21 protein-coding genes are annotated in these 23,554 nt (G+C 57.5%); 16 read left to right on the top strand and 5 right to left on the bottom strand.

From position 1 onward, the window contains the following. Window positions 1–35: 35 nt before the first annotated feature. From KGA85_RS23975 to KGA85_RS23950, 6 genes are all read left to right on the top strand, one after another. Complete coding sequence (locus tag KGA85_RS23975; RefSeq protein WP_223459894.1) at window positions 36–1,385, top strand: GntP family permease; 1,350 nt, start codon at window positions 36–38, stop codon at window positions 1,383–1,385. A gap of 14 nt (window positions 1,386–1,399) precedes the next feature. Further along, window positions 1,400–2,260, top strand: a complete 861-nt coding sequence (locus tag KGA85_RS23970; RefSeq protein WP_223459892.1) for a MurR/RpiR family transcriptional regulator — start codon at window positions 1,400–1,402, stop codon at window positions 2,258–2,260. Between the two features lies 1 nt (window position 2,261). Beyond that, window positions 2,262–3,719, top strand: a complete 1,458-nt coding sequence (locus KGA85_RS23965; RefSeq protein WP_223459890.1) for an N-acyl-D-amino-acid deacylase family protein — start codon at window positions 2,262–2,264, stop codon at window positions 3,717–3,719. Window positions 3,720–3,948: 229 nt separating this feature from the next. After that, window positions 3,949–4,317, top strand: coding sequence for a glyoxalase superfamily protein (locus KGA85_RS23960; RefSeq protein WP_223459888.1), 369 nt, complete (start codon window positions 3,949–3,951; stop codon window positions 4,315–4,317). 254 nt (window positions 4,318–4,571) lie between these two features. Next, window positions 4,572–4,937, top strand: a complete 366-nt coding sequence (locus KGA85_RS23955) for a type II toxin-antitoxin system RelE/ParE family toxin (RefSeq protein ID WP_223459886.1) — start codon at window positions 4,572–4,574, stop codon at window positions 4,935–4,937. Continuing rightward, window positions 4,930–5,235, top strand: coding sequence for an XRE family transcriptional regulator (locus tag KGA85_RS23950; protein WP_223459884.1), 306 nt, complete (start codon window positions 4,930–4,932; stop codon window positions 5,233–5,235). The genes KGA85_RS23955 and KGA85_RS23950 overlap by 8 nt, the downstream gene beginning before the upstream one ends. Before the next feature lie 73 nt (window positions 5,236–5,308). Here KGA85_RS23950 and KGA85_RS23945 read toward each other — a convergent pair whose 3' ends face one another. Next, window positions 5,309–7,228, bottom strand: a complete 1,920-nt coding sequence (locus tag KGA85_RS23945) for a methyl-accepting chemotaxis protein (RefSeq protein ID WP_223533874.1) — start codon at window positions 7,226–7,228, stop codon at window positions 5,309–5,311. A gap of 259 nt (window positions 7,229–7,487) precedes the next feature. Between KGA85_RS23945 and KGA85_RS23940 the strand changes: the two genes are divergently transcribed. From KGA85_RS23940 to KGA85_RS23930, 3 genes are all read left to right on the top strand, one after another. Beyond that, window positions 7,488–8,159, top strand: a complete 672-nt coding sequence (locus KGA85_RS23940; protein WP_223533875.1) for a histidine phosphatase family protein — start codon at window positions 7,488–7,490, stop codon at window positions 8,157–8,159. Between the two features lie 34 nt (window positions 8,160–8,193). Next, window positions 8,194–9,027 carry a phosphatase PAP2 family protein gene (locus tag KGA85_RS23935; protein WP_223459878.1) on the top strand — a complete coding sequence of 278 codons (834 nt, stop codon included), beginning with the start codon at window positions 8,194–8,196 and terminating at the stop codon, window positions 9,025–9,027. Window positions 9,028–9,428: 401 nt separating this feature from the next. Beyond that, window positions 9,429–10,439, top strand: coding sequence for a metallophosphoesterase (locus tag KGA85_RS23930; RefSeq protein WP_223459876.1), 1,011 nt, complete (start codon window positions 9,429–9,431; stop codon window positions 10,437–10,439). Window positions 10,440–10,593: 154 nt separating this feature from the next. Here KGA85_RS23930 and KGA85_RS23925 read toward each other — a convergent pair whose 3' ends face one another. Next, window positions 10,594–12,000 carry a DUF2252 domain-containing protein gene (locus tag KGA85_RS23925; RefSeq protein WP_223459874.1) on the bottom strand — a complete coding sequence of 469 codons (1,407 nt, stop codon included), beginning with the start codon at window positions 11,998–12,000 and terminating at the stop codon, window positions 10,594–10,596. 142 nt (window positions 12,001–12,142) lie between these two features. On the opposite strand from KGA85_RS23925, the gene KGA85_RS23920 reads away from it, so the two are divergent. Beyond that, the gene (locus tag KGA85_RS23920) at window positions 12,143–13,051 is read left to right on the top strand and encodes a YeeE/YedE thiosulfate transporter family protein (protein ID WP_223537639.1); all 909 of its coding nucleotides are present in this window, start codon (window positions 12,143–12,145) and stop codon (window positions 13,049–13,051) included. Between the two features lie 54 nt (window positions 13,052–13,105). Here the strand turns inward: KGA85_RS23920 and KGA85_RS23915 are convergent, their stop codons facing one another. The 3 genes from KGA85_RS23915 to KGA85_RS23905 form a co-directional block, all read right to left on the bottom strand. Beyond that, a complete protein-coding gene (locus KGA85_RS23915; protein WP_223454225.1) occupies window positions 13,106–13,354 on the bottom strand; it encodes a hypothetical protein in 249 nt (82 codons plus the stop codon). Window position 13,355: 1 nt separating this feature from the next. After that, window positions 13,356–13,718: a DUF6124 family protein gene (locus KGA85_RS23910; RefSeq protein ID WP_223533425.1), complete on the bottom strand. Its 363-nt coding sequence runs from the start codon at window positions 13,716–13,718 to the stop codon at window positions 13,356–13,358. Window positions 13,719–13,892: 174 nt separating this feature from the next. Beyond that, window positions 13,893–14,354: an isochorismatase family protein gene (locus tag KGA85_RS23905; RefSeq protein WP_223454223.1), complete on the bottom strand. Its 462-nt coding sequence runs from the start codon at window positions 14,352–14,354 to the stop codon at window positions 13,893–13,895. Window positions 14,355–14,647: 293 nt separating this feature from the next. On the opposite strand from KGA85_RS23905, the gene KGA85_RS23900 reads away from it, so the two are divergent. The 6 genes from KGA85_RS23900 (at window position 14,648) to KGA85_RS23875 (ending at window position 23,320) form a co-directional block, all read left to right on the top strand. Beyond that, window positions 14,648–14,911 (top strand): hypothetical protein, encoded by a 264-nt coding sequence (locus KGA85_RS23900; RefSeq protein ID WP_223454221.1) that lies wholly within the window; start codon window positions 14,648–14,650, stop codon window positions 14,909–14,911. A 600-nt stretch (window positions 14,912–15,511) separates the two neighbouring features. Further along, the gene (locus KGA85_RS23895; RefSeq protein ID WP_223543433.1) at window positions 15,512–18,304 is read left to right on the top strand and encodes a class I SAM-dependent DNA methyltransferase; all 2,793 of its coding nucleotides are present in this window, start codon (window positions 15,512–15,514) and stop codon (window positions 18,302–18,304) included. After that, window positions 18,301–19,362, top strand: coding sequence for a YhcG family protein (locus KGA85_RS23890; RefSeq protein WP_003197627.1), 1,062 nt, complete (start codon window positions 18,301–18,303; stop codon window positions 19,360–19,362). The genes KGA85_RS23895 and KGA85_RS23890 overlap by 4 nt, the downstream gene beginning before the upstream one ends. Then, window positions 19,359–21,524, top strand: coding sequence for a DEAD/DEAH box helicase (locus KGA85_RS23885; RefSeq protein ID WP_223543432.1), 2,166 nt, complete (start codon window positions 19,359–19,361; stop codon window positions 21,522–21,524). The genes KGA85_RS23890 and KGA85_RS23885 overlap by 4 nt, the downstream gene beginning before the upstream one ends. Window positions 21,525–21,599: 75 nt before the next feature. Further along, on the top strand, window positions 21,600–22,157 hold the full coding sequence (locus tag KGA85_RS23880; RefSeq protein ID WP_223543431.1) for a hypothetical protein: 558 nt from the start codon (window positions 21,600–21,602) through the stop codon (window positions 22,155–22,157). Beyond that, on the top strand, window positions 22,154–23,320 hold the full coding sequence (locus KGA85_RS23875) for a GIY-YIG nuclease family protein (RefSeq protein ID WP_223543430.1): 1,167 nt from the start codon (window positions 22,154–22,156) through the stop codon (window positions 23,318–23,320). Before KGA85_RS23880 ends, KGA85_RS23875 begins: the two co-directional genes overlap by 4 nt. Window positions 23,321–23,554: the final 234 nt, after the last annotated feature.

Genomic DNA, 23,554 nt, shown 5'->3' with positions numbered 1-23,554 from the left:
AAATATTTCGACGTGACCCTCTCGAGGAGTACCGCATGACCCTGTCCTTCGGCTATTGGCTGCTGGTGTATGCCGCTGTTGCCATCATCGCACTGATCGTTCTGATCGCCCGTTACCGGCTCAACCCGTTCATTGTCATCACCCTGATTTCCATCGGCCTGGCGCTGGTCGCCGGGATGCCGCCGTCCGGCGTGGTGGGGGCGTACGAGGCTGGGGTCGGCAAGACCCTGGGGCACATCGCGCTGGTGGTGGCGCTGGGCACGATGCTCGGCAAGATGATGGCCGAGTCCGGTGGAGCCGAGCAGGTGGCGCGGACCTTGATCGACCGTTTCGGCGAGAAGAACGCGCATTGGGCGATGGTGTGCATCGCGTTTCTGGTGGGGCTGCCGCTGTTCTTCGAAGTCGGTTTCGTCTTGCTGGTGCCGATTGCGTTCACCGTGGCGCGGCGCGTGGGCGTCTCGATCCTGATGGTCGGCTTGCCGATGGTCGCCGGGCTTTCGGTGGTGCATGCGCTGGTGCCGCCGCACCCGGCGGCGATGCTGGCGGTGCAGGTGTATCAGGCGTCGGTGGGGCAGACGTTGATGTACGCGATCCTGATCGGCATTCCGACGGCGATCATCGCAGGTCCCCTGTACGCCAAATTCATTGTGCCGCGCATTCAGTTGCCGGCGGAAAACCCGCTGGAACGCCAGTTCCTTGAGCGTGAACCGCGCGACAGCCTGCCGGGTTTCGGCATCACCATGGCAACCATTCTGTTGCCGGTGGTGCTGATGCTGATTGGCGGCTGGGCTAACCTGATTTCCACACCGGGCACAGGTTTCAACCAGTTCCTGCTGTTCATCGGTAACTCGGTGATCGCGCTGTTGCTGGCCACATTGCTGAGTTTCTGGACTCTCGGCCTGGCCCAGGGTTTCAACCGTGAATCGATCCTCAAGTTCACCAACGAATGCCTGGCGCCGACCGCGAGCATCACGCTGCTGGTGGGCGCCGGTGGTGGCTTGAACCGGATTCTGGTGGACGCCGGCGTCACCGACCAGATCGTCGGCCTGGCCCACGAGTTTCATTTGTCGCCGCTGTTGATGGGCTGGCTGTTTGCCGCGTTGATGCGCATCGCCACCGGTTCTGCCACTGTGGCCATGACCACCGCGTCAGGCGTGGTCGCGCCAGTGGCCATTGGTCTGGGTTATCCCCATCCGGAGCTACTGGTGCTGGCGACTGGCGCCGGGTCGGTTATCTTTTCCCACGTCAATGACGGCGGTTTCTGGTTGATCAAGGAATACTTCAACATGACCGTTGCCCAAACCTTCAAGACCTGGACCGTGCTCGAGACGTTGATCTCGGTCGTCGCCTTCGGCCTGACCATTGGCCTTTCTTACCTGATTTAGCCGGAGCCACTTGCATGGACATCCTCTACCAGATCCGCGCCCGTCAGGATTCCTTCAGCGCCGGTGAAGGACGCATCGCCCGCCTGATGCTCGACGACGTAGGATTTGCCGCCTCCGCCAGCCTCGATGAACTGGCGCTGCGGGCGGAGGTCAGCAGCGCCACGCTGTCGCGGTTCGCCCGCACGGTCGGCTGTAAGGACCTGCGTGACTTGCGCTTGCAACTGGCCCAGGCCAGCGGCGTCGGCAGCCGGTTTCTCGACCCGGCGGGCACGCCCGAGCAGTCGGCGTTCTACGGGCAGATCGTGGGCGACATCGAGTCGACCTTGCGCCAACACCTGGCAGCGTTCGATGAGTCACGTTTCGCCGATGCGGTGAAACTGCTGGGCAAGGCGCGGATGATTCACGCTTTCGGCATGGGCGGCTGCTCGACCCTGTGCAGCGATGAACTGCAGGTGCGCCTGGTGCGCCTCGGCTATCCGATCGCGGTGTGCCACGATGTGGTGATGATGCGCGTCACCGCCGCCAGCCTCAGTGCCGAACAGGTGGTGATTGTCTGTTCGCTGACCGGGATCACCCCGGAGCTGATTGAAACGGTGGAGCTGGCGCGCAACTACGGCGCACGCATTCTGGCCATCACCCGGGCAGACTCGCCGCTGGCGCAACTGGCCGACATCGTCCTGCCCCTGCAAAGCGCCGAAACCTCGTTCATCTACAAACCCACGGCAGCGCGCTACGGCATGCTGCTGGCCATCGACGTGCTCGCCACCGAGCTGGCCCTGGCCAATCCTGAAGACAATCAAGAACGTCTGCGGCGGATCAAACTCGCCCTCGACGAATACCGCGGCGGCGACGATCACTTGCCGCTGGGAGACTGACATGCAGTACGACACGCTGATCCGCAACGCCCTGATCATCGACGGCAGCAACAGCCCCGGATACCCCGCCGACGTGGCCATTCTCAACGGGCGCATCGAGCGTATCGGCGACTTGCGCGATGCCCACGCCAGCGAGGAAATCGACGCGCAGGGCCATGTGCTGGCGCCGGGTTTCATCGACGTGCACACCCATGACGACACCGTGGTGATCCGTCAGCCGCAGATGCTGCCCAAGCTCAGCCAGGGCGTGACCACGGTCATCGTCGGCAACTGCGGGATCAGTGCGTCACCGGTGATTTTGCGCGGCGATCCGCCGGACCCGATGAACCTGCTGGGCACGGCCGCTGCGTTCGTATATCCGACCTTCCACGACTACCGCGCGGCCGTCGAAGCGGCGAACACCACGCTGAACGTTGCTGCGTTGGTCGGCCACACAGCGTTGCGCAGCAATCATCTGGACGACCTGTTCCGCACAGCCACAGTGGACGAAATCAGCGCGATGCGTGAGCAATTGCGCGAAAGCCTTGAGGCTGGCGCCTTGGGCCTGTCCACCGGCCTTGCCTATGCCAGCGCCTTCTCGGCGTCCACCGAGGAAGTGATGCAGCTGACTGAAGAGTTGACCGCGTTCGGGGCGGTCTACACCACCCATTTGCGCAGCGAGTTCGAACCGGTGCTGGAGGCCATGGACGAGGCGTTCAAGATCGGTCGCCATGCGCAAAGCCCGGTGATCATTTCCCACCTCAAATGCGCCGGCGCCGGTAACTGGGGGCGTAGTCCGCAGCTGCTGGCATCCCTCGAAGAGGCGGCGAAGACTCACCCGGTGGGTTGCGACTGTTATCCATACGCCGCGAGCTCTTCGACCCTGGACCTCAAGCAGGTGACCGATGCCCATCGCATCACCATCACCTGGTCGACGCCGCACCCGGAGATGGGCGGCCGCGACCTGATGGACATTGCCGCCGAATGGAATGTGCCGTTGCTGGAGGCCGCTCGCCAACTGCAACCGGCCGGTGCGGTGTACTACGGAATGGATGAGGCGGATGTCCGCAGAATCCTCGCGCATCCGCTGTCGATGGTCGGCTCCGACGGCTTGCCGGAAGACCCGTTTCCGCACCCACGCTTGTGGGGCGCATTCCCCCGGGTGCTCGGACATTTCAGTCGTGATGTAGGACTGTTCCCGTTGCACACCGCCGTGCACAAAATGACCGGGCTGTCGGCGGCACGCTTCGGTTTGAAGGAGCGCGGTGAAATACGCGAAGGCCATTGGGCCGACCTGGTGTTGTTCGATCCGGCGACCATCCGTGATGTCGCCGATTTCAACGACCCGCAGCGGGCGGCGCAAGGTATCGAGGGCGTATGGGTCAATGGTGTGTTGAGCTACCGCGATGGCCAGGCCAACGGGCGCAGGGAAGGGCGGTTCCTGGCCCGGGAAGGGGATTTGCGCACGGGTTTTCAGTGAGTTTCGAGGACTGCGTCACAGTGATGGCACTTTGAGGCTAAAGGATGGCATTTTCGCGCCGAAGGACTGATATCAAACCCGACTACCTAACGCTGTTCAATCATGTAGGAGCGAGCCTGCTCCGGGCGGCGATCCGACGATGGAGTCAAAGGCGCCGCGTTTAGCCAGTCAAAACGCGTTATCGTTAACGACCATCGCGAGCAGGCTCGCTTCTACAGGGAGCAACCCGATGAGCTTCGGCAAAACCACTCCGATCCTGCGCATTTTCGACGAAGCCAAGGCAGTGGAGTTCTACGTCGACTTCCTCGGTTTCAAGATCGACTGGCAGCATCGTTTCGAAGCCAGCCTCCCGTTGTACCTGCAAGTCTCGCGGGGTGAGTGCGTGCTGCACCTGTCCGAACACAACGGCGACAGTACGCCGGGTTCGGCCTTGCGCATCGAGACCGATGAACTGGAAGCCTTCCAGGAGCAATTGCTGGCCAAGTCGTATGCGTTTGCGCCTCCACAGATCCAGGCCATGCCATGGGGTAGCCAGGATATGACCATCAGTGATCCGTTTGGCAATCGGTTGGTGTTTACCAATGCGATTTGTGTCTGAGGTTTAGCCAGCCATTGATTCATTCCCACGCATTGCGTGGGAACTGGCCTTGCCCATATCCAGGCTGATGCCACCCACCTGCAACGCCATCCAGTGTTGCGCCAGCACTCGCGCCCCCTCTAGAACTCGACGATATCCAGGTTCCACCAGCAATCATCACTAACAATTGCGTGGGGGCTCAAGGGTAGTCGGAGGTCGGCTGAAATTCGTACAGTCATTCCCTTGAGGTTATATTCCTTGGGTGGCATATTTGTATGAAGTGGGACGTTGAATACACGGATGAGTTTGAGACCTGGTGGGATCAACTCAATGAAGCCGAGCAGGACTCGGTGCAGGCCACGGTCATGTTGTTGGGGGATGACGGACCGCACTTGGGCTTTCCATACACGAGTGATATCAAAGGCTCGCGGCATGGCAATCTTCGTGAGCTACGAGTGCAACACGCCGGCAAACCGCTCCGTGTGCTGTATGCCTTTGATCCACGGCGTTGCGCGATCCTGCTGATAGGCGGTGACAAAACCGGACAGGAACGTTGGTATCAGGTTCATGTTCCGTTGGCCGAACGCTTGTACGACGAGCACTTGGAAACATTAAAGAAAGAGGGCTATGACAATGGCTAAGAAATTTGCTGATTTAGTGGCACGTCGCTCTCCCGAGTCTCAAGCACGTGTCGAGGCCTTGCACAATAAACTAAGAGAAGAAATGCCGCTGCACGAGCTTCGTCAGGCGCAAGCGTTGAGCCAGGAAACACTGGCCAAAGCACTTCACGTCAACCAGGCGGCGATCTCGAAAATGGAACGTCGCACAGATATGTACATCAGCACATTGCGCAACTACATCCGTGCGATGGGTGGCGAGTTGGAAATCATCGCCACCTTTCCTGAAGGCCAGGTAAAGATCGAAAACTTCGCCAAATAAGCAGTTCGACTGCCTGAAATGAGAGAAGCCCTTTATTCAAAGGGCTTCCTGGCAACTCGCTGAAGTGTTCAGCCTAGACTCTGAAGTGACTCACCATCATCTGCAACTGATTGCCCAACCGCGCCAGTTCAACACTCGACGCAGCCGTTTCATCACTCGCAGCAGCAGTCTGTTCAGACACGTCGCGCACGTTGATGATGCTGCGGCTGATCTCTTCGGCCACGGCGCTTTGCTGTTCGGCAGCGGCGGCGATCTGCTGGTTCATCGACTGGATGCTGGACACCGTGCGGGTGATGTTCTCCAGTGACTCGCCGGCCTTGCGGGTCAGGGCCACGCTGCTGTCGGTGAGGACGCGGCTGTTGTTCATCACCGCCGACACTTGTTGCGTGCCGTTCTGCAGGCCGGCTACCAGGCCCTCGATTTCCTCGGTGGATTTCTGCGTGCGCTGGGCCAGGCCGCGGACCTCGTCGGCCACCACGGCAAAACCACGACCGGCTTCACCGGCACGGGCCGCTTCGATGGCGGCATTGAGCGCCAGCAGGTTGGTCTGCTCGGCGACGGACTTGATCACATCCATGACGCTGCCGATCTTGTCGCTTTCCTGTTGCAGCACGCTCATGGCCTCGGTGGAGCGCACCACTTCGCTGGCCAGACGCTCGATCTGGGCGATGGCTTCGTTGACCACCTTGTCACCTTCACGGGCTTCGCCGTCCGCCGCCGCAGCGGCTTGCGAGGCTTCTTCGGCGTTGCGCGCGACTTCCTGCACGGTGGCTGTCATCTCGTGCATGGCGGTGGCCACCTGATCGGTCTCGACTTTCTGGCTGTTGACCCCGGCGCTGGTCTGCTCGGTCACGGCCGACAGCTCTTCAGCGGCGCTGGCGATCTGGGTCACGCCGTCGCGGATACCGCTGATCAAGTCGCGCAGGGTCACGCCCATTCGCGCGATGCCTTGCTGCAACACGCCGAGTTCGTCGCGACGGGTGACCAGCACATTGTGGGACAGGTCACCGCTGGCGATGCGATCGACCACCGCCAGGGTTTCGCGCAAGGGGCGGGTGATCTGGCGGGTGATGACCACGGCGGCAATGATGCCCACCAGCAACGCCAGCAAGGTGCTGATCATTTGCAGGGTGCGTGCCTGGGCGCTTTCGGCGTCACGGCGGTCGAGCTGGATCTGGTACAGCTGATCGCTCTGGGACACGATGGCGGCGCCCTGGTCGGTCATTTCCTTGCGCGATTGCACCGCGTCATTGCTGGCGGCCTTGTAGGCCTGCAAGGCGTTGCGGTAGTTGCCCAGCGCAGTTTCCAGCTGACGCAGGGCGTCTTGTTGGGAATCGGCGAAATGCACGTTCAGCGGTTTCAGGCTGGCGATGGCGGCGTCCAGTTGGTTGACGGCTTTTTGCTCGGTCTCGGCATTGGTACTGGCGGTGTAGCCGCGCACTTCGTAGCGGGACAACAGGAACGCTTCCTTGGCCGCGGTGATGGCCTGGAACTGTTCGAAGCGCTGGTCGCTCAACGGCATTTGCTGCACGCGGGTATTGATGTCATTGATCAGCGTGTTGGCGGTTTCGGCGTTGGCACTCATGGCGTCGCGGGCGCTGTTGCCGGCGCGATAGGCGCTGCGCATCTTGCCCAGGGACGTCTTGTAGGCGTCGATGACGGCGCCTTGCTCTCGCAGCAGCTTGAGGTTTTCCGGGCTCTTGAACTTCGCCAGCAGGGCTTGCTGCTGGGCCGAGAAGGCGTCGAGGGTGGTCTGCACGCTCTGTGCGGCGGTTTCGTCGCCGTTGGTCAGCATGTATTGCAGGCGCACCACGCGCAGCTTGGCCAGGCCGGCGTTGAGCTGGGTGATGTCGCTCATCCAGTTGCTACGGTCAATCAACCCGCCCAGGCTGGTCCAGCCGGTCAGGGCGAGGACGCAGGTCAGTGCCAGGACCAGGCCAAACCCCAGGCCCAGTTTCAGGTTCACGCTGATGTTGCCGAACCAGCTATTCATCACATTCCTCCAGGAACTTGGTACTTCTTTATCGTCGGTTGGCTGGAAGATTGTTTTTTTTGGAAGCCGCCAAGCTGTGTAAGCAGGATGTATCGGCAGCAATCCCGGGAGCTGAAAGGTTTTTGTATGGCGGATTCTGTAACAAGGTTTTTGCAATGCTTTAAGCTTTTTTTCACATGTCTTTCACCCGCCGGCAACGCACGTTTCTTTAGCCTTTCGGGATCTAATGAGGTGTTGTGTGCCGGTGAGGCGGCTTGATGTGGAATTGAGACTGAGTCTTTTCGGGAAAAAACGCTCGATCGATCTGAACCGCTATGCTCGCTATCGCAATGCCGCCGTGGTGTTGGCCTCGGCGCTGCTGGTCATCCCTCTGACCGTATTTTTGTTGCGTCCCGCCACCGCACCGGACCTGGCTCACGGCAATGTAGCCGGTGCACAGGCTTTGATGACGGGATGGGCCAAGGGCGACATGATCGTGCTGGTGCGTCACGTCGAGCGCTGCGATCACTCCTCGGCGCCTTGCCTGATCGGCAACGATGGCATTACCGAGCGCTCTCGCAGTGTTGCCGAGAGCCTCGGGGCACAGTTCAAGCACCTGGGCCTGGACAAGGCTGATATCTACAACAGCCCGATATTGCGTACAGCGCAGACCGCCAACTTCATGTTCAACAAGGTTGGCACGGGTGAAAACTGGCTGATCAGTTGCAAGGGCACCATGTTGCGCGACTCCCTGGCGCACAAAGTGGCCGGGCGCAATCTGATTCTTGTCACTCACAGCGAGTGCATGGAGCAACTGGAAAAAGACCTCAAGTTGCCGGCATCGACGCTGGGTTACGGCGCCTCACTGTTTATTTCCGCCGAAACCCCGCAGACTCCGCGCATGCTTGGCTTCATCGAAGCTTCCGACTGGAGCTCGGTGACCACTCGTTGAGCTTTTCCTTCATCTTTCTGAATCAGGATTCACAATGCTGACCGCTTCTCGCTACCGCTTTTACTGGGTGAACTTCGGTATTCCGCTGGCCTGCGCGGTCGTGGTGTTTCTGATGTTCGACATGACCAGCATCGACATCGCCTTCAATAATTACTTTTTTGATCCGGTGACGCAGACGTTCCCGTTGGACCATGTCCATCTGTTCGAAAAAATTACCCATAAATGGGCGCGGATCATCCCGAACTGGACGGGCGAGATCGCGATTATCGGTGCCTTGCTGTCATTTCTCTGGCCGCGCCTGAAGGCTGAAAAGCACTCGAAAATCATCGCCTTCCTGGAAAAAATCAAAGTCGCACCGGTGCTGCGCTTTGCCACCCGGCACCGTCGCGATTTTCTCTACGTGGTGTTCGCGTTCTCCATCAGCACCGGGGTGATTCACTACCTCAAGGGCCACACCAGCGTGTATTGCCCGATCGAGACCACCCAGTACGGCGGCAAAAAGGAGCACGTTGAGTGGTATGAGAATTTCGACCTGCTGAAAGTCGCCGGTAACGGTCGCTGCTGGCCGGGCGGACACGCATCGGGCGGTTTCACCATGCTGGCGTTGTACTTCGTGGCTCGCCGTTATCGCTGGCGCTATTCGAAAGCGATCATGTACGGCTCGCTGACCCTCGGCTTCATCTACGGTACAACGCGGGTGCTGCAAGGCTGGCACTACATGTCCCACACCTTCTGGGCCGGGATCTTCGTGTGGCTGGCGTGTTTACTGACGGCGCTGGCGTTTTACGGACGAGCGAGGCTGGAACAGCCGGTGCTCTCCAAAGCGCAACAACCGGTACCGGCGACTCAGACTCAACCTGTGAATTGAGTTGGCGTTGAACTGAAAAACCCGCAACCCGAAAGGGCTGCGGGTTTTTTTTTGCCCGGGGAAACCTTCAGAAAGCTCAGGGTTTGTGTGCGACTGCGATCAACGGTGCAGCAGGCTCAGCATCAAGCCACAGGCTCAGAGGCACTTTTTCCAGAAACGGTTCGCTGAAAAGCCGCAGGCAACACAGTGCACGACATGACTTCTGGCTACCGGAAAAGGAAGGCCGAAAAAACAGGCTGGAAAAAGTCTAAAGAACGATTTCTTAACAAATCGTGAACAAATGCTGTGATCTATTGGGGGGGTAGATTGATCTTCATTTCGCCACCCTGTCTGGCTTTCCAGGCCCAGTGAGTCCCTGAGTGAAACGCACAAATTCCACCTCGATTTCTGCAAAACGTTTGGTGCTCCGAAGGATCGTACTTGGCTCGGGCATTGCCTTCGCTCTTTTATTGGCGACCGGTGGTTACTGGCTGTTTACGCCACCATCGCCGTACGTTCCGTTGAGCGGTCTGGACCCTGCATCGGTGTCGATGATCGCGGTGGGCGATCAGGGTAGCGGCGACTTGCAACAGTGGCGGGTGGGACAAGCCATGGAGTGGGTTGCGTCCAGGGAGGGGCGCCTGGACATGGTGGTTTTCCTCGGCGACAACTTCTATGGCAAGCCATTGACCAGCACCCACGATCTCCACTGGGAAACCCGATTCGAGCGTGTCTATCGGGGCCATTGGCTCAGCCATGTGCCGTTCTACGCGGTGCTGGGCAACCACGATTACCCGGTGTCGCAAAAATACGAGATCGAGTACGGCCAACAGCACAAGGGATCGGGCCGTTGGCAGATGCCGGCGAATTTCTACGTCAAGGATTTCGGTGACGTTGACGGGCGGCCATTGGTGCGGATGGTGTTCCTCGACACCTCGGCGCCACGTGAGAGTTTGCAGCAGCAAATCGACTTGATCGATCAGGCGTACCAGGCACCCGGACCGGCACCGGTATGGCGAATAGCCGCGTCCCATCACCCGGTGCGCAATCAAGGCAAGCATGACGAGGAGTCGAATCTGCTCACATGGCTCTTGCCAGTGTTGCAACGCAACCACGTCGATCTGCTTTTGTCGGGTCATGATCACAACCAGCAATTGCTGTTGCGTGCAGGCGAACCCGCTTGGGTGATTTCCGGGGCGGGTGGCAAGAGGCTGTCTGCCTTGCAAACGCCAACACCGGATAGCACCTTTACTGACTCGCGGGCTGGTTTTGCCAAACTCGATCTGAGTGCCACTCAACTCAGGCTGGGGTATTACAACGACCGCGGCGATCTGGAGTCCGGCTATCGCTGGGTCAGAGACTGCCAGTGGATGGCCAAAGGCTGTTTGCTACCCGAGCCATCGCCAGGGAGCGTCGCGCAGGTGGCACAGTGATGGGCGCAAACCCGCAGGCAAAAAAAAGCCCGCGGGAGAGCGGGCAAACCGTAGTTTCTTGAATGAGCGAGCGAAATGTACAGGCTCGCGCGGGGTGGTGGGGTGAAGAAAAATTCATCTCGCTCAATGCCCCGTACCAGAGCTTGCGACACCGCTACGGCAAATGATCCGCGGCAAAGTCGGCTTCCGACCGGGCACGCAAGCGGCCCTTGCGGCAGGCTTGCTGGAACTGCTCGAAATCGCGCTCGTTGTGCTCGGTATAGCCTTGGGCATATTTATAGAGCGCATCGGCCAGTGCGTCGCTCTTGCCGATGTAGCCGCTGATCACCGCCGCGTGCCCGGAAGACTTGGCATGGGCGCGAGCCAGGGCCCGGCCGCAGAGCCGGCCATAGGCGGCGAATGCGTCGCCATCGAAGGTCTCGAGTTCGGCGGAGATTTTCATGTCGCGCAATTGCCGCACATAGAAATGTCGCCCGCTGGGGCCGGTGGTCCAGCCGAGGAACAGGTCGCTGGCCGATTGCATCAACCGCTGGCCGTCGACCACCCGTTGCCCCTCATGCCGTATCCGCGACCTGGTCTTCACGTAGCCGGCGAGCACCGAGCGTCGTGCCTCCTTGAATTGCAGGAATAGCGGGAACTCCTGATCGTCGGTCAGCAGCGCCACCAGGCAACGGGTGCCGACACTGCCCACGCCCACCACTTTGAACGCCATGTCCTGAACGTGAAAACGCGACACCAGATCACGGCGGTCCGCTTGCAGGGTGCCGCGATAGTCGCGCATGAAGGTGTCGTAGAGCGGACGCCAGTCCGAGAGGCGTAACCAGTCGTCATCGGCGTCCAGCAGCGTGGTGTTTTTGTGCAGATGGAAAATTTCCGGCAGGTCATCGCGAATGATCAGACGGCCATGGGCGTCGCGTTCGCTGATTTTTGGCAGCAGTTCGGCGTGGGTGCGACGTTCGGCTTTGGCGATGGCGCGTTCCACATGGTCCAGGGTGCTTTTGTTGGCCTGCGCCAGCAGGTCGTCATAGCTGATGGATTCGTACCAGGTTTCCAGCGCACTCTGTTCGGCGCACTCCAGCATGGTCTGCTGATAGGCGTGCACCACTTCGTGGCAGATCGTTTCCTCAACGGATTCCCCATGGCGCAAGTCGCGGGCGGCCACCAGGAAGCTCGCGACCAGGCGTTTCAAATCCCACTCCCACGGCCCGGGATGGGCTTCATCGAAGTCGTTGACGCTGAACAGCAGGTTGCGTTCAGGCGTTGCGAAACCACCGAAATTCATCAGGTGGCAATCGCCGCAAATCGGCGATACCAGCCCCATGTTCGAGGTGCCCGCCAGATCGTGGGCCTGCAGCAGCGCATTGCCGCGATAGAAGGTGAAAGGTGACACCAGCATGCGTCCGTAACGCAACTCCACCAGCGATTTGACGCGTCCTTCACTCGACGCCTTGATCAGCGGTATTGGGTCGCGGTCGACATTGCCCAAGGCTGCTTGCGAACTGCGGGAACACTTCTTGCGCGCATCCTTGCCTTGCTTCAAACGGTCGGTGAGGGTGGTCATGGGGGCCTATTCGACAGGGGTTGTAGGGCGATTGCGAAATGAGTGTAGAAGGGCTTTGCGGGTTCATCCGAAGTGTTTGCCCAGCGACTAATCTGTCTGTCAGGCATCGACTCGCTGCCATCACCCGGAAACAAGGAGCCCCGTGTTTTCATTGCCGGTTTCACTGCTGCTGGCGTTCCTCATTGGCTGGGTGTCCCAGCGCATGGGCATGTGCCTGGTCAATGCCATGGGGCTGCTGCTCAAACGCCGGCCGACCCTGTTCGTGTCGCTGGTCAGTTGCGGTCTGTTCGGTTTGTTGCTCGCACCGCTCTACGCCTTGTCTGGCGTCAGCCAGCCGTTGTTCATTCCCGAGGTCGGCTACTTGTCGCTGGTCGGTGGCGGGCTCTTGTTCGGCCTCGCCTCGGTGCTCAACGACGGGTGCAGCGTCGGCACCCTCACCAAGCTCGCCAGCGGCAACCTCAACAAGGTCTTCACCGTCCTCGGCTGGGTGCTGGGCATCGTACTGTGGCATCACCTGAACATGCTGCCCGAACACCGGGCGCTGCAAATGCCGATGATCACCAGCCGTCATTACTGGCTGGTCATTGGCATCGTGTTGCTGATTTTGCTGTTCCTGATGCGGATTCACGGCGACAGACACCTGGTGCTGTCGAGCCTGCTCCTGGGGGCTTTGACCAGTGCCCTCTACACCTTCGAACCGCTGTGGACGCCCAGCGTATTCTTCTACGATCTCTCGCAAAGGTTCTGGAGCCCGGGCGACACATCATTGACCACCCAGCGTGTGACGGTGTTCGCCATGCTGATGCTGGGCATGCTCTGTTACACCTTGCATCGCCGCACGTTCAACTATCAGCGGTTTGCAGCGATGACAGCGGGCAGGCATTTGCTCGCGGGCGTGTTGATGGGGACCGGTGCATCGATGATGCTGGGTGGGAATGACTCGCAGATTTTGTTGGTGTTTCCGACGCTGACCTGGGTGGGGGCGGTGCCGTTGGTGTCGATTGTGTTGGGGATATTGGTGGGGGTTGGGGTTAAGCGGCTGCGTGCTTGATGATCGCGGCTCTGGAGTTGGACGACCTCAATGAGACCGTCCATTTTTCAAGGATCAAACCTGCATCCGCAACCGCCGTCCAACCACATCCAGCAAATCGCAACCATCGCGCAGGGACGTGACCAGCACCCGCGCCAGTTCGCTGTAAGCACCCTCGTCAGCCGCGAAACTCTCCAGCAATTGCGTCGCGGTTCGAATGCGATAAGCGGCTGTTTCGTGCAGCACATCCAGCGGTGCTTCGGTGTCGATCAGCAGCGAGGCGATGGTGCAGTCGATGCCGGTCATCGGCATGTATCGATCCATCTCAAGCCTCCACTTCGTCGAGTGGCGCAATGTTGTCCAGTGCCCGGTTCACCAGCAATTGCGCCAGCACGGCCAACTGCTGGATCGCCAGGGCGATGTTGCGACGCGAACTCTCAAGCTCGCAAGCAAGGTCAGTGCTCATGACGTTGAGTGAGGCGAGGGTTTCACTGGCGTGGGTGAGCAGGGACGGTGTGTCGATGTTTGGGCGGAGGGTGAATACGTGGCTGATGGGATCGAGGTGATTGGGGTTGCGGAGGCGGGCGCTGATGGTGGGTTCGGTGGTTTTGGAGAGGTTGGATAAGTTGGGTGTTTCGGTAGTTGTATCGGGTGAAGAGTCTTGCGGGGTGGGGCTGTGTCTTTTCATGATGGAGATCCTGGTCTGTTTATAGGAGCTGCCCCGGTTTTCAGCCTGTCAAAGCCGGTCGCTGATGTGCAGCGACCCCTGAAGGCTATCGTCGAGAAGTTGCATCCGCCAGTTCATGAAAGGCGACGCGTTTTGCGGGAAATGTCCTAGGACGCGGTGAAGTCGTTGCACCGATCACAGGTCACTCGATCTCACCGTGTGCTTGAAATGATGCTCCCAAAGCCTGACCCCCAACCCGCCCGTCCGGTCCAGCGAAGACCCCACCGTCAAATCCGTGATCAACGTCGGCTGCAAACCCGCATCAAACAGCGCAAACCCCGCCGCCAGGCAACAGGTTTCGGTCTGCAGGCCGCACACCAGCACGCGTTCGACGTTGAGGCTTTTCAGGTAGTCGATGGTTTCTGGTGTGGGCGCATAGCCGTGCTTGATAAAGATGCGGTCGGCCGGGATCAGGCTGTCATCGTCCGGCGCGGGGTGCCAGCCGAGCTGTTTTTCGAAGGGGGTTATGGATTCGTCATGGCGCTCGACCGTGGCAACACTGGGCAGGGTGCCGATGAGCGCCTGGATACCGTCGATCAGCCACTGCGGCGGGGCGAAGCCGGGTTGTACGTCGATGATCAGGAGGGCTTGGCGCATGGGCTTCTCCGAGGGGATGGCAGTGATAGGGGCGACCGTGGATGCAAAATATTCTGGAGGGTCTCGCTGGCCTCTTCGCGGGCAGGCAGCTGCAAAGCTTAGTCGTTACCGATGCCCATATTGCAACCATGCACATAACAGCCTAGCGCGACTGCCCATGTGACCCTATCGTCAGAATTCACGTACCACAAAGTGCTTTTGTGAGTTGTGAGCGTACGATGTAACTCACGTTTTCGCTGAATTCCTGGGGGCGCGAACGAAGCGACCAAGCGATATGGGATTGGAGAAAAATCATGATTCGCAAGCACTACTTGAAAGCCCTGGCGACGCTGCTCATCGCTGCTGGCGTGCAGTGGGTGACGCTACCCGTCTACGCAACCGAGCAGGGTCAACAACGGCGTGAAGCTCGCGATACCAGGCAGGAAGGGCGCTCCACTGCCCGGCAAACCAAGGATGATTGTAGAAAGGGCAATGACAAGAGCAACGTAGAATGTCGCCAGGACAAGCGCAGTACCAAGCAGGATACCCGTCGCACAGCTCGGGACATCAAGTACTGATCGTTAGCGTGGGTTCTGTTTCAGCCTGGACGGGGATCATCGAAACTCACTGAGTCGCCGTGCCTTGGCTGTCCCTGCTTCAGACTGTTGGAGGACTTGCGATATAGCCAGAAACAAGAAAGCCCGCACTGGGCGGGCTTCGTTGGTGTCTCGATTGGTGGGCCGGGGTAATTTGAATCCGCTTAGTATGCTATTGATTTATAAGATTAATATCGATTTTTATTTTTGGTTGGAATACCAATTGGAATACTGCACTCCACTTGTCCACCCATTTTCATTCAATCTGACCAGCACGCTTCGTTACCCTGATTGGCAGTGAACTGCCCTCTGCGCATAGCCCAAACGTGCTATCCCCACTAAATTTCAGAAATGGGTTTTTCTTCTGTCACTGCTGTGATCCAGCTGCAATGCGGTCATCGCCGCTCTAGTAGTTCCGCTGTCGCCATACGCGATACGACCTTGTTCGAGGCTATCGGGGTTATCATGTCAGGCCGTGGCCGGCACGAAGGTTGAAGCACTCAAGTGGCCTAGTCATCATCCGCAAAATTAACGGCTTAATTCGCCGTACTCGTTCATACGCGATCTGGACAGTGGTAAATCATGAATGCAGTAGAAATTGAGTCCGCTATTTCGGACCTGGCCCTTGAGCCCTTTGACGCGGTGGAATTTCCGTTTGTCTTCCTGGCCGCTTTTGGCAATAAGGAAACAGCCCTCAAACGCTTGCGTGCCGGCAACAACAACGCTTCCGACGTGCCTGGCGGCGTGCTACTGCGCAATAACATTCATATCGCCGCATGCGAATCTGGTAGCGTGGGCGAAACGCTCAAGGCATTGCGCGCCAGCCCGGCTACCACAAAGGCCAAAGCAAAGTTCATCCTTGCCACAGACGGGCAAACGCTGGAGTCCGAAGAGCTCATTACGGGTGAAACCATCGCCTGCGACTACCCGGACTTTCCCAACCATTTCGGCTTCCTGTTGCCCTTGGCCGGTATCTCCACCATTAAGGAGATCAAGGACAACCCCATCGACGTGCGCGCTACCAGCCGCCTGAACAAGCTATACGTCGAGTTGCTGAACGAGAACCCTGACTGGGCCAAAGACGAACGCCGTGCCGACATGAACCATTTTATGGCGCGGCTGGTGTTCTGCTTTTTTGCTGAAGATACCGACATTTTTAATGGCGATGGCCTGTTTACCAAAACGGTTGAGCAGTACAGCGAACGCGATGGCTCCAATACCCATCAGGTGCTGTCTGAAATTTTCCGCGCTATGAACATCAAGCTGGCCGAGCGAGCCACTGTTCAGCCTCGCTTGCCCAACTGGGCCAACAGCTTCCCCTACGTGAATGGCGGCCTGTTTTCAGGCAGTACCGAGGCACCGCGCTTCACACGCATGGCACGCACTTACTTGTTTCACGCCGGCAAACTGAACTGGAAAAAAATCAACCCAGACATATTCGGCAGCATGATCCAAGCCGTAGCCGATGATGAGGAGCGCGGCTCACTGGGCATGCACTACACCAGCGTACCCAACATCCTCAAGGTGCTGAATCCGCTGTTCCTTGATGATTTGCGTGCTCAGCTCGATGTGGCAGGAGACAACAAAGCCAAGCTGCTCAACCTCCGCAAACGTATGGCGCGTATCCGCGTATTTGACCCAGCCTGCGGCTCCGGGAACTTCTTAGTCATCGCCTATAAGCAGATGCGCGAGATCGAGGCAGAGATCAATCGCCGCCGAGGCGAGGCCAACAACAGGTCTGAAATTCCGTTGACCAACTTTCGCGGTATTGAGTTGCGCGACTTTCCGGCAGAGATTGCCCGCTTGGCGCTGATCATCGCCGAGTTCCAATGCGATGTGCTTTATCGCGGCCAGCAGGATGCTCTGGCGGAGTTTTTACCGCTGAATGCGCAGAACTGGATTGTTTGTGGCAATGCGCTGCGAATGGATTGGTTGAGTGTCTGCCGGCCTACGGGTACGGCGGTCAAGATAATTGCGGATGACTTATTTGGCACGCCACTAAATCAGGCGGAAATCGATTTCGAGAACGAAGGTGGCGAGACGTACATATGTGGTAATCCGCCTTATCTTGGTTCAACTTGGCAGACTGATGAGCAGAAGGCAGATTTGGAAGCCATCTTTGCCTCCCGCACAAAAAACTGGAAATCGCTAGACTATGTGGCGGGCTGGTTTATGAAAGCTGCCGACTATGGTGTCAAAACCAAGGCAAAAGCTGCTTTTGTATCTACCAACTCCATTTGTCAGGGTCAGCAAGTACCGATTCTCTGGCCGTTAATTTTTGCAAAAAACTACCAGATCGTATTTACATACACCTCATTTAAGTGGGCAAATCTTGCAAGTCACAATGCAGGTGTGACCGTTGTAATTGTCTGTATTTCTAACGACCCTGAGAGGAGTCGGCGGATTTATTCGACCAATAGCAATGGAGAGGTGGCGGTTAAAGAGGTCGATAGAATCAATGCTTATTTGGTATCCGGCGCAGACGTCATAGTCGATAAACAGACGTACCCCGCCGATGAAAGAAGCCAGATGGATGCCGGTGGTAAGCCGGTCGAAGGTGGGAATTTGCTTTTCGCAGAGGAAGAAAAGCAAAGGCTAGTAGAAGGTAATGTGGATGTAGTTAAATTTCTTAAGCGCGTATATGGTGCAAGTGAGTATATTCGAGGTGAAGTGCGTTTCTGCTTGTGGATTTCTGACAGCCAAGAGCAAGAGGCTAAGTCTAATCGTGACATCAGTTGCAAATTAAATGCGGTTGCTGCTTTTCGATTAAAAAGCCCAAAGGCTGCCACTAAGAAAGGCGCCGCATGGCCTCACAAGTTTGAAGAGGTTAAACAAGTAGGCAATGAAGTCGTAACGATTGTTCCGAAGGTTTCGTCGGAGTCCCGTGAATATCTTCCCGTAGGATTACTTCCCAGAGGCTCAATCGTCACAGACTTAGCCTTTGCTCTTTACGATGCACCTCTTTGGAATATGGCCCTTATCGCTTCCCGTTTGCACCTGGTTTGGATTGGTACTGTTTGTGGCAAAATGAAAACAGACTTTCGCTACTCCAACACCCTCGGTTGGAATACCTTCCCGATCCCCCTGCTCACAGAGCAAAACAAGGCCGACTTAACCGCCTGCGCTGAAAACATCCTGTTGGCCCGAGAGGCGCACTTCCCCGCCACCATTGCCGATCTGTACAACCCCGACAGCATGCCGGACAACCTACGCCGTGCCCACGAGCGCAACGATGAAGTGCTGGAGCGCATCTATATTGGTCGTCGCTTCAAGAACGACACCGAGCGGCTGGAAAAGCTGTTTGACCTCTACACCAAGATGGCGGCAAACGCAGCGAAGGCCGCGCCGAAAAAGCCACGAGGGATAAAGGCATGAGCGACACCCCTGTTAGCCTGAGTATGCCACCCGAAGGCTACGGCGACTGGCTGACCGACCTCAAAGGCCGCATCCATAATGCTCAGCAGCGCGCCACGCTGGCGGTGAACCGCGAACTGGTGCAGCTCTACTGGCAGATCGGTCACGATATTTTGACCCGGCAAGCACAGCAGGGCTGGGGTGCCAAGGTAATCGAGCGCTTGGCGCAGGATTTGCGCGCAGCCTTTCCCGATATGAATGGGTTTTCGCCACGCAACCTCAAGTACATGCGTGCCTTTGCCGAGGCGTGGCCTGACGCGGAGTTTGTGCAACAGGCTGCTGCACAATTGCCTTGGGGTCACAATTTGGTGCTGCTGGACAAGTTGCCCGGCCCGGAAACCCGCCGCTGGTATGCCGCCAAGGCCATAGAGCACAACTGGTCGCGTAACATTCTGGTGATGCAGATCGAGGCTCGTCTGTTGGAGCGCAGTGGCAAGGCAGTCAGTAACTTCGAGAGCCATCTGCCCAAACCGCAGTCCGACTTGGCCCGCGAGTCGCTGAAAGATCCTTACCGCTTCGACTTCCTTGGCCTGACCTTTGATGCGCAGGAGCGTGAGATCGAAAACGCTCTAGTCAAGCATGTCACCGAGTTCCTGTTGGAACTCGGTGCAGGCTTTGCCTTCGTCGGTCAGCAAGTGCTGCTGGATGTGGGCGGTGACGAGTTTTTTATCGACCTACTGTTCTATCACCTCAAGCTACGCTGCTATGTGGTGATCGAACTCAAGGCCGGCAAGTTCAAGCCCGAGCACCTGGGCCAGTTGAGTTTTTACCTCACTGCAGTGGATGCCCAGCTCAAGCACCCACAGGACGGCCCCACCATCGGTCTGCTGCTGTGCAAGAGCAAGAACAAGGTAGTGGCCGAATACGCCCTGCGTGATAACGCCCGCCCCATCGGTGTGGCCGAATACCAATTGGTGGAGTCCCTGCCGGCAGAGCTGCAAACCAGCCTGCCCAGCATCGAACAGATCGAGCGCGAACTGGCAAGTGATGACGCATCCATGGACGATGACTCGCAATGAACGAACAGAACCACAACCCAACCAACTCTTACACGGTGCCATCGGTATCCATCACCACGGCGCATACCGGGGCTTCCAGCAAAGCCAATGAGTTGGGTATGCGTACCATGCAGGAACGCGCCTATACCAAGCGCGGCGAACAGTACCTACTGATCAAGTCGCCCCCCGCATCAGGCAAGTCCCGCGCCCTGATGTTTATCGCGCTGGATAAGCTGCATAACCAGGGCTTGCAACAGGCAATTGTCGTGGTACCGGAGCGCTCCATTGGCGGCAGCTTCGCCGATGAGCCGCTGAGCAAGTTTGGTTTTTACTGGGACTGGCAAGTGGCTCCACAGTGGAACCTATGCAATGCTCCTGGCATCGATGAGCCGCGTGTGGCCAAATCCAAGGTGGAATCCGTACGCGCTTTCCTGAAAAGCGCCGACAAGACACTGGTCTGCACCCATGCCACCTTCCGCTTTGCCGTGGAAGAGCTAGGTATCGAAGCCTTCGACAATCGCCTGATTGCCATCGACGAATTCCACCACGTTTCAGCCAACCCGGACAACAAGTTGGGCGGCCAGCTAAGCGCGTTTATCGGCCGCGATAAAGTGCATTTGGTGGCCATGACTGGCTCTTATTTTCGTGGCGACAGCGAGGCCGTGCTGGCCCCGGCGGAAGAAGCCAGGTTTGAGACGGTGACTTACACCTACTACGAGCAGCTTAACGGCTACCGCTGGCTCAAGTCGTTGGATATCGGCTACTTCTTCTACACCGGTAAGTATGTGGATGCCGTCGCCAAGGTGCTGGACCCAGTGCTGAAAACCATCATCCATATCCCTAATGTGAATGCCCGCGAAAGCCTCAAAGACAAGGAGCGCGAGGTCAACGAAATCATGAGTGCGCTGGGCGATTGGCAGGGTGTCGACCCGGCGACCGGCTTCCACCTCATCAAAACCAAGGACGGTTGCACGCTGAAAGTGGCCGACCTGGTGGATGACAGCGACGCGACCAGACGCTCCAAAGTGCTCGGCGCGCTGAAAGACCCGGCGCAGAAGAACAACCGCGACCACGTGGATGTGATCATCGCATTGGGTATGGCGAAGGAAGGCTTTGACTGGATCTGGTGTGAACATGCACTGACCATTGGCTACCGCAGCAGCCTGACCGAAATTGTGCAGATCATTGGCCGTGCAACGCGTGATGCTGAGGGTAAGGAGCGCTCACGCTTCACCAACCTGATCGCAGAGCCCGCAGCCGATCAAGCCGCTGTTGCTGAGGCGGTGAACGATATGCTCAAGGCCATTTCCGCCAGCTTGCTGATGGAACAGGTGTTAGCCCCGCGCTATGAGTTCACCCCGAAAGATACAGGACCGAAAGAGGGTTTCACTTATGGGCCTGATGGTTATCAACCAGGCGGCACCAACTTGGGTGTAAATGAAACCACAGGCCAGTACCATGTCGAGATAAAGGGGCTGATCACGCCGCAAAGCGCAGAGGCAACGCGCATCTGCAAGGAAGATTTGAATGAAGTGGTGACCAACTTCCTGCAGGACAAAACCGTGCTGGAACGCGGCCTTTTCGACAAGGAAAATACCCTGCCCGAAGAGCTGACCCAGTTGCGCATGGGCAAGATCGTACGTGAGCGTTACCCAGACTTGAGCGACGTCGATCAGGAAGCCATCCGCCAGCACGCCATCGCCGCCATGAACATTACTCAGCAGGCCAAGTTGGCCTTGGGCCAGGCCGATGTAAACGGTGGCGATGCAGTGCAGGGCAGTACGGCGCTGTTGGATGGTGTGCGTAAGTTCGTTAACGTGCGCGAGCTGGACATTGATTTAATCGATCGCATCAATCCCTTCGATGCCGCCTATGCTGTGCTGGCGAAAGCGATGGATGAAAGATCACTGCGTCAAGTCCAAGCCAGCATTTCTGCCAAGAAGGTTAGCATCCCGGAAGACGAAGCACGCGACCTGGCGAAGCGTGCGTTGCAGTTCAAGAACGAGCGTGGACGCTTGCCAGACATTAATTCCGCTGATGGCTGGGAAAAGCGCATGGCAGAAGGTGTAGCTGCTTTAACACGTTATCGTGCTCAGGCATTAGCAGGCCAAAAGGGGCTACCAATACCCAAAGAAACACCAACTATGCCAAAAGTAGCAGCGCCTAAAAAGACGGAAAAATAGCCGAGCAGAAAAGCTTATTAGCGACTTGTTTTAGCTTGATTGGTTTTATTAATGTCGGTGTCGGGGATGTAAAGGATGGCGCAAGAGCGATTTTGGAAAGAACTTCATGAATTGAAGTTCAATATTGGTTTCGTTCAGCGGCTCTTGCTTGAAGCTGAGGCAAAAGAGCGCCTCATTAAAGCAGTCATAGCAATAACTTCTAGCGCAAGTATCGGTGCTTGGGTTGTCTGGAAAGAACTGGCTGTGCTCTGGGGTGCTATTATCGCAGGCTCACAGGTGCTCTCAGTCATCTACCCTTTACTCCCCTACGCGGATCGTCTCAAAACGTTTTCGTTGATGCTTAAAGATCTTGAGCTTTTATTTATTGAGGCTGAGCATAAGTGGCAATCTGTTGCGGACGGAAGCATGTACGCTCAGAAAATAGATAGTGAGCGCACACTGCTGCACAAACAGAAGAGCAATATTTTAAATAAGTATATGCCTACCAGCATTTTTCCGGAGAACCCTAGGTTTGCTGACCGGGCTGAGCAGGATGCGGCAAACTACTTCTCTCGCTACTACCCTGAAGAGTATGAACCCTCCAAATCGTTCGGCACCACAAAAGAAGCCGCTAAAGATGGAGCGCTAACATGAATGATGACGACCTACTGGATGCTCTAGGGGTAGAGGTTCCCTCTCTCAAAACAGTCACTCGAACCGCTCGTGAAGAACGCATCATCGCTGGTTTCGAGGACATTCTGCGCTTTTATCAGACCCACGGTCGCGCGCCACTGCATGGTGAAGACCGTGATGTTTTCGAGCGTTTGTACGCCGTACGCCTGGATCAGCTGCGCAAATTACCGGAAGCGCAAATACTACTGGCTGAGCTGGATGGCCCCGATCTACTGACCGGGACCGTAACGCTGGATGTGAATGACCTAGATGAGGACGCCTTGCTGGCCGAGCTGGGTATTGGCGGTGAACCCGCAGACCAGGACGACATCACCGTGCTTCGTCACGTACGCTCCAGCACTGAAAAACGTGCAGCTGAGGAAATCGCCGATCGTACGCCATGTGCGGATTTTGACAGGTTTCAACCACTGTTCGAGCTGGCTGAAAGGGATCTGAAATATGAAGTTCGCAAAACCTTGCGCTTTGGTCGCGATGCCAGCATTGAATCGGGGAACTACTTCATTGTCGGCGGGCAGTTGGCCTACGTGGCGGAAATCGGCGAAACCATCAAGGCGCCCAATGGCGAAAGCGATGCACGCCTGCGTGTCATCTACGCCAACGGAACGGAAAGCAACTTGTTGCGTCGTTCGCTCCAACGGGCGCTTTACAAAGATGAAACCGGTCGGCGAGTAACCGATCCGGACATGGGACCGTTGTTTGGCAATGCTTCAGAGCCCGACGATATTGAAAACGGGACAATTTATGTGCTGCGGAGCCTGTCTAGCCACCCATTTGTCGCCGAGCACCGCGAGCTGATCCACAAGATCGGCGTGACCGGCGGCAAAGTGGAGACGCGCATTGCTAACGCGCAAAAAGATGCGACCTATCTGCTGGCCGACGTTGAGGTTGTCGCCACCTACAAGCTGCATAACCTGAACCGCACTAGGCTAGAAAACATCTTCCACCGTCTGTTCGGTGGGGCTCAGCTCGACTTGACCATCGAAGATCGCTTCGGCCATCCGGTCAAGCCAAGGGAGTGGTTTTTAGTACCTCTCCATGTAATTGACGAAGCGGTTGAGCGCATTCGGGATGGGTCGGTTACCGATGTGGTCTACGATCCCCACTCGGCTCGCCTGGTCAGCTAAAGACACTGATGAGGTATAGCGATTACTAGATCGATGCCGCGCGCAAACGCGCGATATCGATCTAGTCTGATCCCGAAACTCCTCTGGGCGTCCGCTAAATTGTTCTGCTAACTGCAAGTGGCGGTACTGCCGATGTCAGTATGGTGTGCACGATATCTACAGGTCCCGGCTTTCGCGCCGCCACTCGTTCTGCTTTACGTTTTCTCGTTCCTGAGCTTTTGCCTGCGACTACCC

This window comes from Pseudomonas sp. GL-B-12, assembly GCF_019955895.1.
Lineage (GTDB): Bacteria > Pseudomonadota > Gammaproteobacteria > Pseudomonadales > Pseudomonadaceae > Aquipseudomonas.
Note: the sequence above shows the minus strand (reverse complement) of the source record. Positions and strands in the feature narration are given on the sequence as shown.